Here is a 15,073-nt window from a genome sequence, read left to right on the forward strand (position 1 = left end):
TACCTCATAGTAAATTAATTAAAATCCATACTGTATTCGTTTTAATATTTTATAATATAATACGGTTTTTCTAACTTAAATAATCATCAATACAATATAAATTTTTTAATACTATTTAAGAAATATAATAATAATTTCGACAAAAAAAGACCTAGCATTTACTAGGCCTTTTTACTATAAACTTTTTAAAATTAAAGTTCTCCGTCGATATTAGCTTTATCAGCTACACCAGCTGCGTCTGCTGCAACTGTTGCTTTTCCAGACTTAAGATCTTCAACAACTGTTTTAACTTTAGCTTTGATATCATCGCTTAAGTTAGGGTTTTCTGCTGGAAGTCCAACACCATCTTCTTTAATAGTGAAGACTTTAGCTGTTCCACCTTCAAATTTGTTAGCTTTGATAGCATCTAAGATGTTAGCAACTGCTACGTCGATACGTTTAACAGCTGAAGTTAAGATAACTGATTTTTCAACATCTTTTCCATCTTTATCTTTAGCTTTGAATACACCTTCAGAATATTGGTCTTTATCTACACCAACGATCCAGTGTTTAACTTCTCCGCTTTCTTTAAGATCTTTAGCAGCTCTTTCTTGAGCTTCTTTAATAGATCCACTACCAGTTCCACCAGCTGCTACAAAGATTACGTCAGCACCTGCATCAAACATAGTTGCTGCTAAAGTTTTACCTTTGTTAGTGTCATTGAATGAACCACTGTAGTTGTAAACAACTTTGATGTCTTTTTTAGCTGCTTTAGCACCTTGAACGAATCCAACACCAAATTTAACTACTGCAGGAATTTTAGCTCCACCAATGTATCCAACTTTACCAGTTTTTGATTGTAAAGCTGCTGCATATCCAGCTAAGTATCCAGCTTCGTGTTCTGAGAATGTTACAGAAGCAACGTTTTTGTTTTGAACTACACCATCGATGAAAATGAATTTTTTATCTGCAAATGAATCTGCAACTTTTGGTAATTCTTTTTCAAAGTAGAAACCAGCTAATGAAATTACGTCAGAAGCTTTTGCTGCGTTTTGTAAGTTAGCTGCAATGTCACTTTGGTTTTTAGTTTCGATTGGGTTAAGTGCTTTTCCACCATTTTTCTCTGCCCAAGCTTTTACAGTTTCAACGTTACTTTGGTTAAAACTTTTATCTTTTGCTCCACCTTCGTCAGTTACAACACCGATTTTTAATCCAGAGTTGTTAGAAGATGAATTTCCGTTAGATGATTTAGAAGAACATCCAACAATAATTAATGCTGCTGATAAAACAACTGCTATTAATGAAAATACCTTTTTCATAAATAAAAAGTCTCCTTTATTTGTATATTGTTTATATCTAAATAATACCACATTATCTTTGAAACTTCAATGATTTATTTTTGAAATGTTAACATTTTTTTATAATGTTCGTTTTATAATTATAAAAAGCTATAAAAACAACTTCCACAGCTTATATCATATCTATTCTTCTTCATTTTCATAGAATTATTTTAGAATTATAAAGCATTTCCAAAACATTAATAACGTTTACAATTTAACACGAATTTTTGCATATTATTTATTATTACACATTAATTAAATAAATTAAAATAACACTATAAAAAAGGATTTATCAAAGAGTTGAAAGTTTACGAACATTAAAATATAGTACTCTTATTATAAGTAATTAACACATACTAATTGCTGTAGATAAATAAAAAAATCTCTATAGAACTAAAAGTTCTATAGAGATTCCAACATTAAATTTTTTTATAATTCCCCTTCAATATTTGTAGCTGCCCCTTTAGCTTTAAGTTCATCTCCAGTAGCTACTACTTCAACTTTACCTGATTTTAGTTCTTCGATAGCACTAGCAACTTTTGTTTTAACTTCATCACTTAAGTTAGGATTTTCTTTTGGAATTCCTACACCATTTTCTTTAATACCAAAGACATGTTCACCTTTTGTAAACTTACCTTCTTTGATTTCATTTAATATTTTAGTAACTGCTACTTCAATATTTTTAACAGCAGAAGTTAAGATAGCAGATTTTTGATATTCTTTTCCGTCTTTATCTTTCCCTTTAAAAATACCTTCTTCGTATTGATCTTTATCTACTCCTACAACCCAGTGTTTAATCTCTCCACTCTTAGACATATCAATAATGCCGCGTTCTTTAGCTTCTGAGATTACACCATTACCAGTATTACCTGCAGCAACGAAAATTACATCCGCACCTGAGTCATACATAGTAGCTGCTAATGTTTTACCTTTGTTTGTATCTGAAAAAGTTCCGCTATAATTATACATTACTTTAATATCACTTTTAGCCGCTTTAGCACCTTGTACAAAACCAATACCAAATCGCTCTACTGGTGGAATTTTAGTTCCTCCAATATATCCAACTTTTCCTGTTTTAGATTGTAAAGCTGCAATATATCCGGCTAAATAACCAGCTTCTTGTTCCTTAAAGATTAATGAAGCAATATTAGGCGCATCAACAAAAGTATCAACATACATGAATTTTTTATCTTTATATTGTTCCGCTACTTTTGGAATTTCTTTTTCAAATTCATAACCAGCTAAAGAAATAATATCAGATACCTTTGCTGCATTTTGTAAATTAGAAGTTAAATCAGATTGAGTTTTCGTTTCTAAAACAACTGGCTCTTTTGCACCATTAGCTTTCGTCCATGCTTGAATTGCCTCTACGTTAGCTTGGTTAAAACTCTTATCTTTTGCTCCACCTTCACCAGTTACGACACCAATTTTATATCCGCTCTTTCCGTCAGATTTAGTGTCGTTCTTAGCATTCTTTGAAGAACAACCAACAACAATTAATGATAATGCAACTAAAATTGCAAAAATAGTACGTAATTTTTTCATAATACCCTCCTTAAAAATTTATGTACTAAGTACATAATACAATATTTTTAAAGCGTTTGCAAATATTTTCTGAACTTTTTTAAATTTTTTTTAACACCACCAATAATTAGACCAAATGTATCATAATATTATAGCACTTATTAATACTTATTTTTCTGTTTTAATAGCATCATTAAAAAATACATAAAGACATTTATATTAATAATACAAACGTTGATAATAATTAATATAAAATTATATATTTCCTGAATATTTTATGCTATAATAACTTTGATAAAGCATTTTCAGGAGGAATTTATATTATGACATATTATCAAAATATTATTGAAACGGCAAACTACATAATAAAATATTTTGGCGAACCAATTGATTACGCAGTAGTATTAGGAAGTGGAATTACTTTAGAATTGGAAGATCAACAAGAACTTGGCTACGAGGCTATCCCTCTATTCCCAGGAAATAAGCACGCTAACCGTGTTAAAGGACATGCAAATAAACTAACTTTCGGAAAAATTTCTGGAAAAAATGTATTAGTATTAAATGGACGCCTTCACTATTACGAAGGATACAGCATGAAAGATGTTGCATTCATGACATACGTTGTTAAACATCTTGGAGTAAAAGGATTATTTATCACAAATGCTTGTGGTGCTATCAATACTAACTTTAGGGAAGGAGATATCGTTTGTCTTGACGACTTCATCTCTCTTGTAAGCAATAATCCATTAATGGGAGAAAATGAACCACGTCTTGGAGAAAGATTTGTTGATATGACTACTCCATTCGATTCATACTTAGTAGAAAACTTACATAAATCAGCTAAGAAGTTAGATATTACATTACACACTGGTGTTTATGGATTCTTCCAAGGACCTTACTTTGAAACACGCGCAGAGATTCGTGCATTCAAAACTATGGGATGTGACCTTGTAGGTATGTCTACAGTACCAGAAGTAATCGCTGCAAACCACGCATCACTTCCAGTTGCAGTATTAGCATGCGCTACTAATATGGCAACAGGTATTCAAGAGAAAAAACACGATCACGAGCACGTACTACAAACTGCACAAAAAATTAGCGAAAACCTGAAAAAACTTTTAATCGAAACACTACAAAATTTAAAATAATAAGGAGTCAAATTATGGAAAAAACTATTTTCGAAAAAATTATTGATGGAGAAATCCCAAGTTATAAAGTATATGAAGATGAGCATGTATACAGCTTTCTAGATGTGTTCCCTATTACAAAAGGACACACTTTAGTAATTCCGAAAAAACACAGCAGAAATATTTTTGACTGTGATCCTGAAACAGCTGCTAACATTGGACGTGTTCTTCCGAAAATTGCTAATGCTGTTAAAGAAGCATATGGTTGTGACGGAGTAAATATCTTCCAAAATAACGAAGAATATGCTGGACAAAGTGTCTTCCACCTTCACTTCCACATCGTACCAAGATATAAAGATAAAGATATAAACTTCGACAATTTAGAAGTTAAATGGCCACCTCAAAAAGTTGAGCCTTCTGAATTCGAAGAAATTAGAAAAGCAATCGCTGATAGACTATAAAAACGAGAAACTAGGTAAGCTACAAATAGTTACCTAGTTTTTTATTATTCAGCAAATTCAGACTAAACAAAAAATGCTATCTCAAACTTCTAATTTTGATTCAAATTTCTATTAAAAAAAACGAGGATGAGAGCTCTCTCTCATACCTCGATTTCAATATTTACAATATTATTTTTTTCCTTCTTTTGAAGCGAATAAAGATACGATAGAATCTAGAGTTGTTTTTGGTTTTTCTTCTACAACTTCCTCTACTTCTTCTTTAACTTCTTCTGCTTTTTCGATTACTGGAGCTACCGCTTCATGAATTTCTTCAAATGTAGGTTCTACTTTTTCTTCATAGTGATCTAACACTGTTTCTTTTGCACCCTCTACAACTTCTTCCACTTTTTCGAAAGTAGGTTCTGCTGCTGGCGTAACTGTTTCTTTTACTTCTTCAACTACTTCTTCTGCTTTCTCTACAGCTGGTGTTGCTACTTCTTCTACAACTGGAGCCGCTACCTCTTGTGCTTTTTCTACTACAGGTTCTGCAACTTCTTTCACATCTTCTACTTTTTCAGTTACTTCAGCAACAGCCTCTTCCTTAACATCTTCAGCTTTTGCTCCTAATTCTACGAAGTTTTCTTCTACTTTTTCAAATTCTGCAGTTGCAGTTAATTCTTCTAGTTTTTCTTTAGCAAGATCTTGTTCTTCTTGTGTTCTCGCTTCTAATTCTTGAGTTTTTTCATTAATAATTGCTGTTAATTTTTCAATACCAGTTTTAGTATTTTCTTTCAGTAATTCTTTATGTTTCTCTAACTCCTTAGGATTTTTATAATAATAAGCTCCTAATGCACTTACTGCTCCTAATAAAGCACCTTTAAAAATTTTACCCATGTTTAAATTCCTCCTAAATTCTTATCAGTATTGATTTTATCAAAAAAATCAGACAATGTAAAGGATTTAAAGGATTTTATTTTTATAGATTAAGTTTTTAAGTTATTCATATTAAAAAATATAGAAGCAGTAGTCAAAAACATTATTGAATACCACTTCTATTAAAATTTATTTTTTATTTTAAATGTTTAACCCTCGCTACTATTTCTTTGTGTCGTCCTTTAATCATCGGACGAGCTTGAGGATTACCTAAATAACCACATGTTCGCTTCACAACATCACAGCTCTTTGGATCTCTATTACCACATTCTGGGCATTTGAATCCTTTTTTAGTAGGTTCAAATTCACCCTCATATCCGCATTTATAACAACGGTCTATCGGTGTATTTGTTCCTAAATATCCTACCTTGTCATAAGCAAAGTCCCATACCGCTTCTAATGCTTTTGGATTTTGTTTTAATACTGGATATTCACAATAATGAATGAATCCGCCGCTTGCATAATATGGATAATCCTTCTCAAACTCTAACTTCTCAAAAGGCGTTGGATTTTTTCTTACATCATAGTGATATGAGTTCGTGTAGTATTCTTTATCCGTTATATTTTCTACAATACCAAACTTCTCAGTATCCATACGGCAGAACCTATCAGTCAGCGATTCACTAGGCGTTGAGTAAATACTATACCAGTAATCCCCTTCAGCAGTCCATTTATCCACGCATTCCTTCATATAACGCATAATATCTAAAGTGAATTCTTTCGCCTCAGGATTTTTCTCCCATTCTCCTCCATAAAAGACACTTGCTACTTCATATAAGCCTATATATCCTAATGATAATGTAGCACGTTTATTATCAAATAATTGTTTTACCCTATCTTCAGGTTTAAGTCGTTTACCGAAAGCTCCATGCATATAAAGAATAGGTGCATTTTGAGGCTTAGCCTCTCCACAACGTTTTGCTCTGTAATCTAACGCATCTTTACAAATTTCTAATCTTTCTTTAAAGATATTCCAAAACTCTTCTTTATCTCCTTTTGATTCTAGAGCCACTCTAGGAAGATTTAATGTTACCACGCCTAAATTCATACGACCACTTTCGACAAGTTCCCCTTGTTCATTTCTCCATGCAGGTAAAAATGATCTACATCCCATCGGAGTCTTACAACTACCAGTAATTTTCGTAATCGTGTCATACATAAGTACATCTGGGTACATTCTTTGAGTCGCACATGATAATGCAAGTTGTTTAACATCATAGTTAGGATCTATTGATTTTAAATTCAGACCATCTTTAATAACAAAAATTAATTTAGGAAAAATAGCAGTTCTTTTCTCTTTTCCTAATCCTTCAATTCTCACCTTAAGAATAGCTTTTTGAATTTCTTTTTCAAAGTATCCTTCACCTAAACCGAACCCTAAAGATGTAAATGGTGTTTGTCCTTGAGACGAATACAAAGTATTAATTTCATACTCTAGAGATTGCATTGCATCAAAAATATCTTTTTTAGTTTTCTTATCAGCAAACGCTTTTTGTTTTTCCTCATCATCAATCCACTCTTGAGCCATTTTTAAGTTCTTTTCATAGTTCAATTGTGCAAACGGGGCAAGAACTTCGTCAATTCTATCAGCACTGCATCCACCGTACTGGCTTGATGCAACATTAGCAATAATCTGAGCCATTTGAGCTGTTGCTGTTTGAATACTCTTCGGACTATCTACATCTGCATTTCCAATTTTAAAACCTTTTGTTAGCATCTCTTTAAAGTCAATTAAACAACAGTTTGTTAAAGGTTGATAAGGAGAATAATCTAAGTCATGATAGTGAATTTCTCCTTTTTGATGAGCATTAGAAACATGTTTCGGCAACATTTTAAGCCCTATTGCTTTAGCAACAATACCACTGGTTAGGTCACGATGTGTATTAAACACTAAGCTGTCTTTATTAGCATTCTCATTCACTACATTCTCTTCACGATTAACTAATTTTTCAATCGCCACATTTATATCTAGGCTGCGCTCACGTTCAATATCACGCATACTTCTATAGCCAACATACTCTTCATATATTGCTTCTTCACCTAAAGTAAGTAGTGTGTGCTCAACAATATTTTGAAGCTCATAAATTTTAATATTACCTTTAAATCTATTAGCAATCTCTAAAATAACATTATCCACAATACCATTAATATTAACACTATGGTTTTTACCAAATACTGAATGTACAGCTTTTTCTATCGCCTTATAGATTTTTTCAGTGTCAAACCTAACTATACGTCCATCCCTTTTTATAACTAGTAAATTTTTAGTTAAACTATCCACTTTCGCCTTTGTATATGAATATAAATTATTATTTTGCATGTTATCCCTCATTTCGATATAATTTTAGATTCATAAAAATATTATAATACTATCTTATCTCAAAAATTTCTTCCTGTCTACAACATTTATTTCCGGGAAATCAGAAAAGCTTGTTAGCTTGCCTTTTACTCTAATTGTGAATTTTTTTAGCTCTTCTGTTTTTCGAAATAAAATTTAAAAACATTATTATATCAAGGTTGATAGAGGTTAACATATACTTCTGTAGCAATTTATAAACAATGAAAATTATAATACAGTTCGACTTTTCCTAATTCAACGGTAATTAAAAATGACATTCAAAAAGTTCACTAATACCTAAAAAATTTATTTTTTCATCACTTAAACTATATTTTAATACAGCAATTTATGATAAAATTATAGTAAATAATAAAGTGAGAAATGTATATGAAAAAAACACAAATTGAAAAACTAACAGATCAATTATTTTCTATGGAAAATGATAGTTCACTATTAATAAATGAATTAGAACCTTATGTAGAATTATTTATGCACTATGAATGTGCTATGCTTGAAATTGAAACAAAACTAAATGTATTCGATAAGGAATTTTCTCTTCATGGTGAGAGCAACCCCATCGAATCTGTAAATACTAGACTGAAGACACCAATGAGTTTAATGAACAAACTTAAACGTTTAGACTTACCTTTTGACATAAATACAATAAAAGAAAATATCTATGATGTTGCAGGGGTTCGAGTTATATGTTCATTTAAAAACGATGTTTATAAACTTGTCGATGCGCTAAAACAACAAGATGATCTTACAGTTATAGCTGAAAAAGACTATATTAAAAATCACAAAGAAAACGGTTATAGAAGTTATCACCTTATCGTTAAAGTACCAATCTTCTTATCAGATAAAGTAGAACACGTGGCTGTTGAGGTTCAATTTAGAACAATAGCCATGGACTTCTGGGCAAGCTTAGAACATAAGCTTAGATATAAGAAAAATTTAAGTGAAGAGAAAGAAAAAGAAATAGAGCGTCGTCTTCAACTCTGTGCGGATATAAGTTCTAAACTAGACAACCAAATGCAAAAGGTTAAAGAAATAATAGAAGACGATTCAGAATACTTATAAAAAAACTTGGATATTAGGCATAACTAATATCCAAGCTTTTTAATTTTACTATCAACTTATCTTTCTTTGCTATGATTTACAGAATAAGCAAAATAAATTGCTAAACCTACTAAAATCCAACATCCAAAAATTATCCATGTTAAAAATTGAATACCATATAATAATACGATAAATAATAATATTGATATTATTGGTAAATAAGGCATCCCCGGCATAATAAATCCACGTTTCACATCTGGATACTCTCTTCTAATAACAAACATTGAATAACTTACCAACATAAACGCTATTATGTAAGAGACATTAGCTAAATCAGCTAATTGGCCTAAGGGTAAGAAACCAGTTAAGATTGCCATTAATAAACCAACTCCAATTGTTGTTGAACCTGGAACACCACTTTTATTTAATGACGATAATTTCTTCGGTAATAGACCATCTCTACTCATCGTAAATAATATTCTTACAGCAGCGAACATCGTTCCTAATGGCCCAGATAAAAGGCCAATTACCGCTCCTAAGGAAACTATTCCAGCTACCTTATCTTGTCCAACTACTCCAAGAACATACGCTAATGCATCACCTTTTCCTAATTGACTAAATGGTACCATACCCGTTATCACTAAACAAACCATTATATAAAATACCGTACAAATTAATAGTGTAATAATAATAGCTCTAGGCAATGCTTTTTGTGGATTTATGGTCTCTTCCGCTGAAGTTGAAATAGTATCAAAACCTAAATATGCGAAAAACACTGTTGTAGCACCTATCATTATCCCTGACATTCCTTGTGGTGCGAAATTATCAGTCCAATTCGTGGGAGTAATGTAGAATACACCTACAAGAACGAATAGTAAAATAACAATAATCTTAACAGCAACCATTAAATTATTCACAAACTTACTACTATTTGTTCCTTTAAATAATACTATCATTATTAGTAGAACTACAGTAATCGCTAAAATATTACCATAGCCTCCTTCACTTGGTAAGGTTGTAAATTTCTTTGGTAGTATTATTCCAAATCCTTCTAATAAAGATTTAAAATAACTTGACCAGCCATTAGCTATGGCAGCTCCTGCTATAATATAACTTCCAGCTAAAAGCCAACCCATACAATGCGCTACAATCTCTCCTAGTGTAATATAGCTATACGTATAAACACTTCCACTTGATGGTATAGTAGAAGATAACTCTGCATAACATAAAGCCGTAAGTCCACAAGCTAAGCCCGCAATTAAAAATGAGAATATTACTGATGGTCCAGCTTTAGATGCTGCTTCCCCTGTTAATACCAGTATACCCGAACCAATAACTGATCCTATACCAAGTAATATTAGGTCAATAGTTCTTAAAGTTGGCCTCAAGGTCTTTTTTCTACTTTCACCAAACACCTTTTCTATTGTTTTTTTTCTAAATATTTGCATTAATAAAAAATTCTCCTTTCATTAGAATCACTAATACATTCTAACAATCCTTCTCTTATTAAATCTAACAACAATCTATTATAGCGCGAGAATCTAATTTAATCAAATTTTCTTTCATCCTAATTTTTTAAATAATTAATACAACGATATCACTTTAATTCATTCACAAAATTTTATAACCTTATATTGCTAACTACATAAAAACCCTCTTTATTGGAAATAGCTTTATCCAATAAAAAGGATTTTTATTAATTATTTAAGCCATATTGCTTTTCCTTCTCTAAGAAACCGTTATTCCTGTTTTAAATTATGAAATAAGCCCTTCTTTTTTAAGAATTTCTTCTGCTGAATCTTTCTTATCAGGATTTACTAAAACGATTGGTCCAGTACATCCCATTCCACTCTCAGCGTATATTTCATTTTTCCAAAGTAACTTAGTTGCATCTTCAAGGTCTAGAATATCAATTCCAGAGATTTGTGCAGTAACTACTTCTTTTTCTGGCATTTTAACTTCTTCAGTTGTAACTGAGCCTTCTTTTTTAACTTTCAATTTAGAAATAAATTCATCTAGTTTAGCTTTATTAGCTTTTTCAAATTCTTGTTTTGCTATTTCATTTACTTTACCTTTTGCCACTTCATAAGCATATTTCAATGCATTAGCTACAACAGGTGAACCAGATGCTCTTGATAAAATTAAAATTCTTCTATCATAGTCTTCTCCCACACCAGGTCCATATCCAAATCCACTAGCTTCATAATCTCCACCAGTAGTAAATGCTGAGAATACTTTCATGAATAAGTTACCTGTTAATGAATCAACAACCATAACGTCAGGTGTTCCCATAAGTAAATCATTACCTCTCATTACAGAACCACCATCTGCTCTTTGAGATGTTGCAAATTCAAATTCATAACCATTTTCTTTAAGATCTAATAAAACTTTTTCAACCTGTCTAGCACCTTCAACATTCGCTATACCAACAGTAGGATTAGTTTTTCCAAGTGATTTAGCAGTTGCAATACCGTAAAGTGTATTTCTTACCATTGCTTCAACTCTGTTAGTAGATGAAGTCCCTGTTGTTGTTGCAAGAAGCATTTCAGTACCTCTAGCAGGTGTAATAACTCTACCTACTGTAGATACACCGATAGGAAAATTATAATGCATAGTTACACAAGAAGCTATTTCCCCTTTATCTAATAGGTCTTCCATAATTTTGTGAGCTTCATCTTCATCTTTAGCTTCATAAGATTCGAAATCTTCATATCCCTTACCTATTAAAACTATGTCGAATACAGGATTTTTAGCTAATATTGCACCTTGTAGTAAATTCTCGAAACCATGTTCACTTCCTAAAGTTGTTAAACCAACTTTTAATTTTTTACCAAAGTTACCTGTTTCAATGGCATTAGCTACTTCTAGCAATACTTCTGATATAACTTGTTTACTCATAGTATCACCCCTATTCTTCTAACATTTCTTGGGAAATTTTTCTCATTGATTCTGCTATAATTTTTCTGATTTCATCTTTAGAAATTCCTGCAGATTCTCCTTCTACAGCACCGCTATTTCTTTCAACTACAAAAGATACTCCATCAAATAAGTTTGTCATTCTTCCTAAGAATAGACTACCTTTACCTACGATCATAGCACGGTTTTTATCACCTTTTGTTAAGTCATCAATTAAGAATCCTACATAAGGTACTCCTGAAGGAATGTGTCCTTGTGTTGGAGCCCAACCAGGTAAACCTTTAGCCTCAATAAATGATTTAAGTTCTTTTTTCTCAATATCTCCACGCATTGCTGCTAATGCTGCAATCATTTTGTAGTTAGCTTCTGGAACGTTACCTGCTCCTGCAGCTTTTGTGATATCTGGGTTTTGCATCTCTACAGAGAATACATCAACATCTGTAATTTTCAATTTAGCTTTTTCTAATGGATTAGCTACTAAAGCTCCCATTACAGCTTGTGGTGAAGATCCTGTTCCTACATTGTGTTTTCCGACCATATCAGTTCTAATGATTGGATTTACTCCATCATTTTCACTAATAAGAACAGCGAATCCACCTAGAACATCTTCTAGAACTGGAAGACCTTTTTTAACGTGGTCTTTACCATTCATACCTAATTTAGCACTTGCTCCACCTGCAACTACTAATACATTTTTGTATACTCCAGCTTTTACTAAAGATGAAGCACTAATTAATGCGTGGGTTGGTGCAGCACAGAAACCTCTTAAGTCAGATCCAGTAGCATTAACTAAACCAACAACTTCTGCAATTGCTTTAGCAAAGTTACCACCACCACGTTGGTTAATATCTCCACAAGCTTCTTCTGAACATTCCACTACATAGTCAATATCCTCTGGGTTTACACCAGAATTACGTAATAATTCTAATGCAGCAATAACTCCAGAAGCTTTAACTACTAGATTTTCGAATATAACGTGAGCATTTAAGTTCACATCTACATCGTGAGCTTTTTTAACATAACCCACAACTTTACCTTCGTGAACTAAGTCTTCAAATCCTTCTTCATTATCACTAAGGTCTGCACCTTCTAATTTTTCGAATAAAGGAGCTAGCTCTTTGAAGTTTTCCTCTATTTTAGGACGAACAACGGCTACAAACTCTTCTGATAGTTTAACTAAGTCAAAAGCATCACAAAGTTTCATTAGTGCTAGAAACTCATCTTGTGGGACAATTTGTCCAAATTTACCGTGTCGTTCACCTTTTTCATCTTTAATATCATACCAAGGCATTGGATATGTATTTAATTGTTCAGGTGTTTTATTACCAATATACACTTGGTTAGGTAAATAGTTAACCACTTCTTCATATGTACGAATATGGTTATTTACTTCTTTTAAAAACTCTGAATCTGGATTCGTTACTCTCTCTACAGAAGCAGTCGATCCATTTCTTACTATCATATCTGGTGTATGAACAAGAATATATCCTGCTCCCTTAAATACTGGATAATTCATAGCTATATTGTGCTGAGGATATAAACATACCCTCAGCTCCCCTTTCTTTTTTATTATTCGAATACTGTTTGTCCGTCAACTTCTACAGTTAAAGCATGTAATGCTTTTTCTACAAGTCCACGTCTTAATTTTTTCTCTTCATCCGCTTCTAGTTTTGGATTTCCTAGTGGGTGAGGGATTGCGATAGTTGGAACGATTCTGTTAGCTCCAACTGTTAGAGAAATCGGTACTACTGTACACATGTGAACCACAGGTATACCCGCTCTCTCAATTTCTTTTACCATCGTTGCACCGCAACGAGTACAAGTTCCTCAAGTAGAAGTTAAGATTACAGCATCTACTCCGTCGGCTACTAATTTTTGTGCATATTCTTTAGCGAATCCTACAGCACTAGCTACGGCAGTACCGTTACCTACTGTAGTATAGAATTTTTCGTGTAAACTTCCTACTTTACCTTCTTTAACGAATTCTCTCATTACGTCTACAGGTAATACACGGTCAGCATCTTCATTAGCGTATACTGGGTCGTATCCACCATGAGCTGTTTCGTGAGTTTCATCAGTTAAATTAGTGAATCCTTCTAATGAATATTCACCATATTTAGATGCAGAAGATGATTCGATGTGATCTGGATTTCCTTTTGGAACAATACCACCAGAAGTAACTAAAGCGATTTTAGCTTTGCTTAAATCTTTAACAGCTGGGTTCGGCTCAACTCTGTCAAAGTTAGGCATTGGATATTCTGTTTCGAATTCTTCACCTTTAATTTTCTTAACAAGCATTTCAACAGCACGTTCTGATCCACGTTTATCGCTGAAGAAGTTAACACGGATTCCTCTTTCGTGGTATCCTTCTTCTTTTGGAGAAAGGATTTCTTCACCTTTAGCTAATTTTGCTGCAAATTTAGCTAATTTTGGTAAAGCTTTTCTCATACCAGCTGCACTGTCAGCTGTTTCAAGAATATAAACTTCTTTTCTGAACATGTCTGTTCCTGGGTTTTCTACATACATTGCTGTTACCGCTGGAATTCCTAATTCGTCTTGAACAGCTTTAGTAATTGTACCAGCTGCTACTCCGTAACGCCCTGCATTGAATGCTGGACCAGCAATGAATAATTGTGGTTCGCATCCTTTAATCATTTCTAAAAGTTCTGCTTGAACTTTTTCTAAGTTTTCATTGAAGTAACTATCACCACAAACTACTGTAGCTACTACTTCGAATTCTTCTCCCAATTGTCCTTGTAACTGAACACTAATCGGTGGTAATTCAGTTCTTAATTCTGGTGCAATGTGGGCTTGTTCTTCTCCACCTACTCCAGCGAAGAATTGGTTTATATAATGTACTACTCTTATTTTAGACATTTTTATTTCCCCCTATAACTATTATTTAGATCTTTAATTACTCTCCACGAACATCTTTCATTTCGCTTGTTATTTCATCAATATCTAATACCATTTCCATCATTCCAACTTGATCTTCATAGATAGCTTCATCTATTTGAGATTTAATTTCTTCTTCTACAATGTGATAAACAGCAAGATTTAATGCTACACCTGCAAGTGGCCCTGCAAATGTTGGGTCCCCTGCTGTTACTGTTTCAGCTGCTAGACCAGCAGCTTCGGCTTCAGATGCACCTAGTAAAACTACAACGTTTTCGTTACCGAATTTTTCGGCAGCTTCTTTAACACGTTTTTGGTTTTCTAAGTCCATAGCCCCTGCGGCTGTTCAGACGAAACATTCAGTAGATGAGAATACTATTTCTACTCCTTCAATTGGTTTTACACACTCTTCAATAGCTAATCCTGGTATACCATCACGGTCACCAATGATAACTACTTTTTTATTAATAAGACTTACCATTATCTTATTTCCTCCTTGTTAAAATCTATAACATTTATTTT

12 protein-coding genes are annotated in these 15,073 nt (G+C 32.8%); 3 read left to right on the forward strand and 9 right to left on the reverse strand.

Going from position 1 to position 15,073, the window contains the following annotated elements; genetic code table 11:
• Positions 1-191: 191 nt before the first annotated feature.
• Positions 192-1,298, reverse strand: a complete 1,107-nt coding sequence (locus GEMHA0001_RS03870) for a BMP family lipoprotein (RefSeq protein ID WP_003144490.1) — start codon at positions 1,296-1,298, stop codon at positions 192-194.
• Positions 1,299-1,748: 450 nt separating this feature from the next.
• Positions 1,749-2,864: a BMP family lipoprotein gene (locus GEMHA0001_RS03875; RefSeq protein WP_003144540.1), complete on the reverse strand. Its 1,116-nt coding sequence runs from the start codon at positions 2,862-2,864 to the stop codon at positions 1,749-1,751.
• A 302-nt stretch (positions 2,865-3,166) separates the two neighbouring features.
• On the opposite strand from GEMHA0001_RS03875, the gene GEMHA0001_RS03880 reads away from it, so the two are divergent.
• Both GEMHA0001_RS03880 and GEMHA0001_RS03885 read left to right on the forward strand, forming a co-directional pair.
• A complete protein-coding gene (locus GEMHA0001_RS03880) occupies positions 3,167-3,991 on the forward strand; it encodes a purine-nucleoside phosphorylase (RefSeq protein WP_003144591.1) in 825 nt (274 codons plus the stop codon).
• Positions 3,992-4,005: 14 nt separating this feature from the next.
• Positions 4,006-4,431 (forward strand): HIT family protein, encoded by a 426-nt coding sequence (locus GEMHA0001_RS03885; protein WP_003144455.1) that lies wholly within the window; start codon positions 4,006-4,008, stop codon positions 4,429-4,431.
• Positions 4,432-4,599: 168 nt separating this feature from the next.
• Here the strand turns inward: GEMHA0001_RS03885 and GEMHA0001_RS03890 are convergent, their stop codons facing one another.
• Positions 4,600-5,304, reverse strand: a complete 705-nt coding sequence (locus tag GEMHA0001_RS03890) for a hypothetical protein (protein ID WP_003144578.1) — start codon at positions 5,302-5,304, stop codon at positions 4,600-4,602.
• A 175-nt stretch (positions 5,305-5,479) separates the two neighbouring features.
• Entirely contained in the window at positions 5,480-7,663 is a 2,184-nt protein-coding gene (gene nrdD, locus GEMHA0001_RS03895; protein ID WP_003144610.1) for an anaerobic ribonucleoside-triphosphate reductase, read from the reverse strand.
• A gap of 405 nt (positions 7,664-8,068) precedes the next feature.
• Between nrdD and GEMHA0001_RS03900 the strand changes: the two genes are divergently transcribed.
• The gene (locus GEMHA0001_RS03900; protein WP_081450718.1) at positions 8,069-8,761 is read left to right on the forward strand and encodes a GTP pyrophosphokinase; all 693 of its coding nucleotides are present in this window, start codon (positions 8,069-8,071) and stop codon (positions 8,759-8,761) included.
• 56 nt (positions 8,762-8,817) lie between these two features.
• Here the strand turns inward: GEMHA0001_RS03900 and GEMHA0001_RS03905 are convergent, their stop codons facing one another.
• The 5 genes from GEMHA0001_RS03905 to grdA form a co-directional block, all read right to left on the reverse strand.
• Positions 8,818-10,188 carry an APC family permease gene (locus GEMHA0001_RS03905; RefSeq protein WP_003144618.1) on the reverse strand — a complete coding sequence of 457 codons (1,371 nt, stop codon included), beginning with the start codon at positions 10,186-10,188 and terminating at the stop codon, positions 8,818-8,820.
• A 307-nt stretch (positions 10,189-10,495) separates the two neighbouring features.
• Positions 10,496-11,638 carry a glycine/sarcosine/betaine reductase complex component C subunit alpha gene (gene grdD, locus GEMHA0001_RS03910; protein ID WP_003144504.1) on the reverse strand — a complete coding sequence of 381 codons (1,143 nt, stop codon included), beginning with the start codon at positions 11,636-11,638 and terminating at the stop codon, positions 10,496-10,498.
• Between the two features lie 10 nt (positions 11,639-11,648).
• Complete coding sequence (gene grdC / locus GEMHA0001_RS03915; RefSeq protein ID WP_003144631.1) at positions 11,649-13,172, reverse strand: glycine/sarcosine/betaine reductase complex component C subunit beta; 1,524 nt, start codon at positions 13,170-13,172, stop codon at positions 11,649-11,651.
• Between the two features lie 53 nt (positions 13,173-13,225).
• On the reverse strand, positions 13,226-14,533 hold the full coding sequence (gene grdB, locus GEMHA0001_RS03925) for a glycine reductase complex selenoprotein B (protein WP_081450719.1): 1,308 nt from the start codon (positions 14,531-14,533) through the stop codon (positions 13,226-13,228).
• Positions 14,534-14,570: 37 nt separating this feature from the next.
• Positions 14,571-15,032, reverse strand: coding sequence for a glycine/sarcosine/betaine reductase complex selenoprotein A (grdA, locus tag GEMHA0001_RS03930; protein WP_081450720.1), 462 nt, complete (start codon positions 15,030-15,032; stop codon positions 14,571-14,573).
• Between the last annotated feature and the right edge of the window lie 41 nt (positions 15,033-15,073).

It is taken from the genome of Gemella haemolysans ATCC 10379 (assembly GCF_000173915.1).
Classification (GTDB): Bacteria; Bacillota; Bacilli; order Staphylococcales; family Gemellaceae; genus Gemella; species Gemella haemolysans.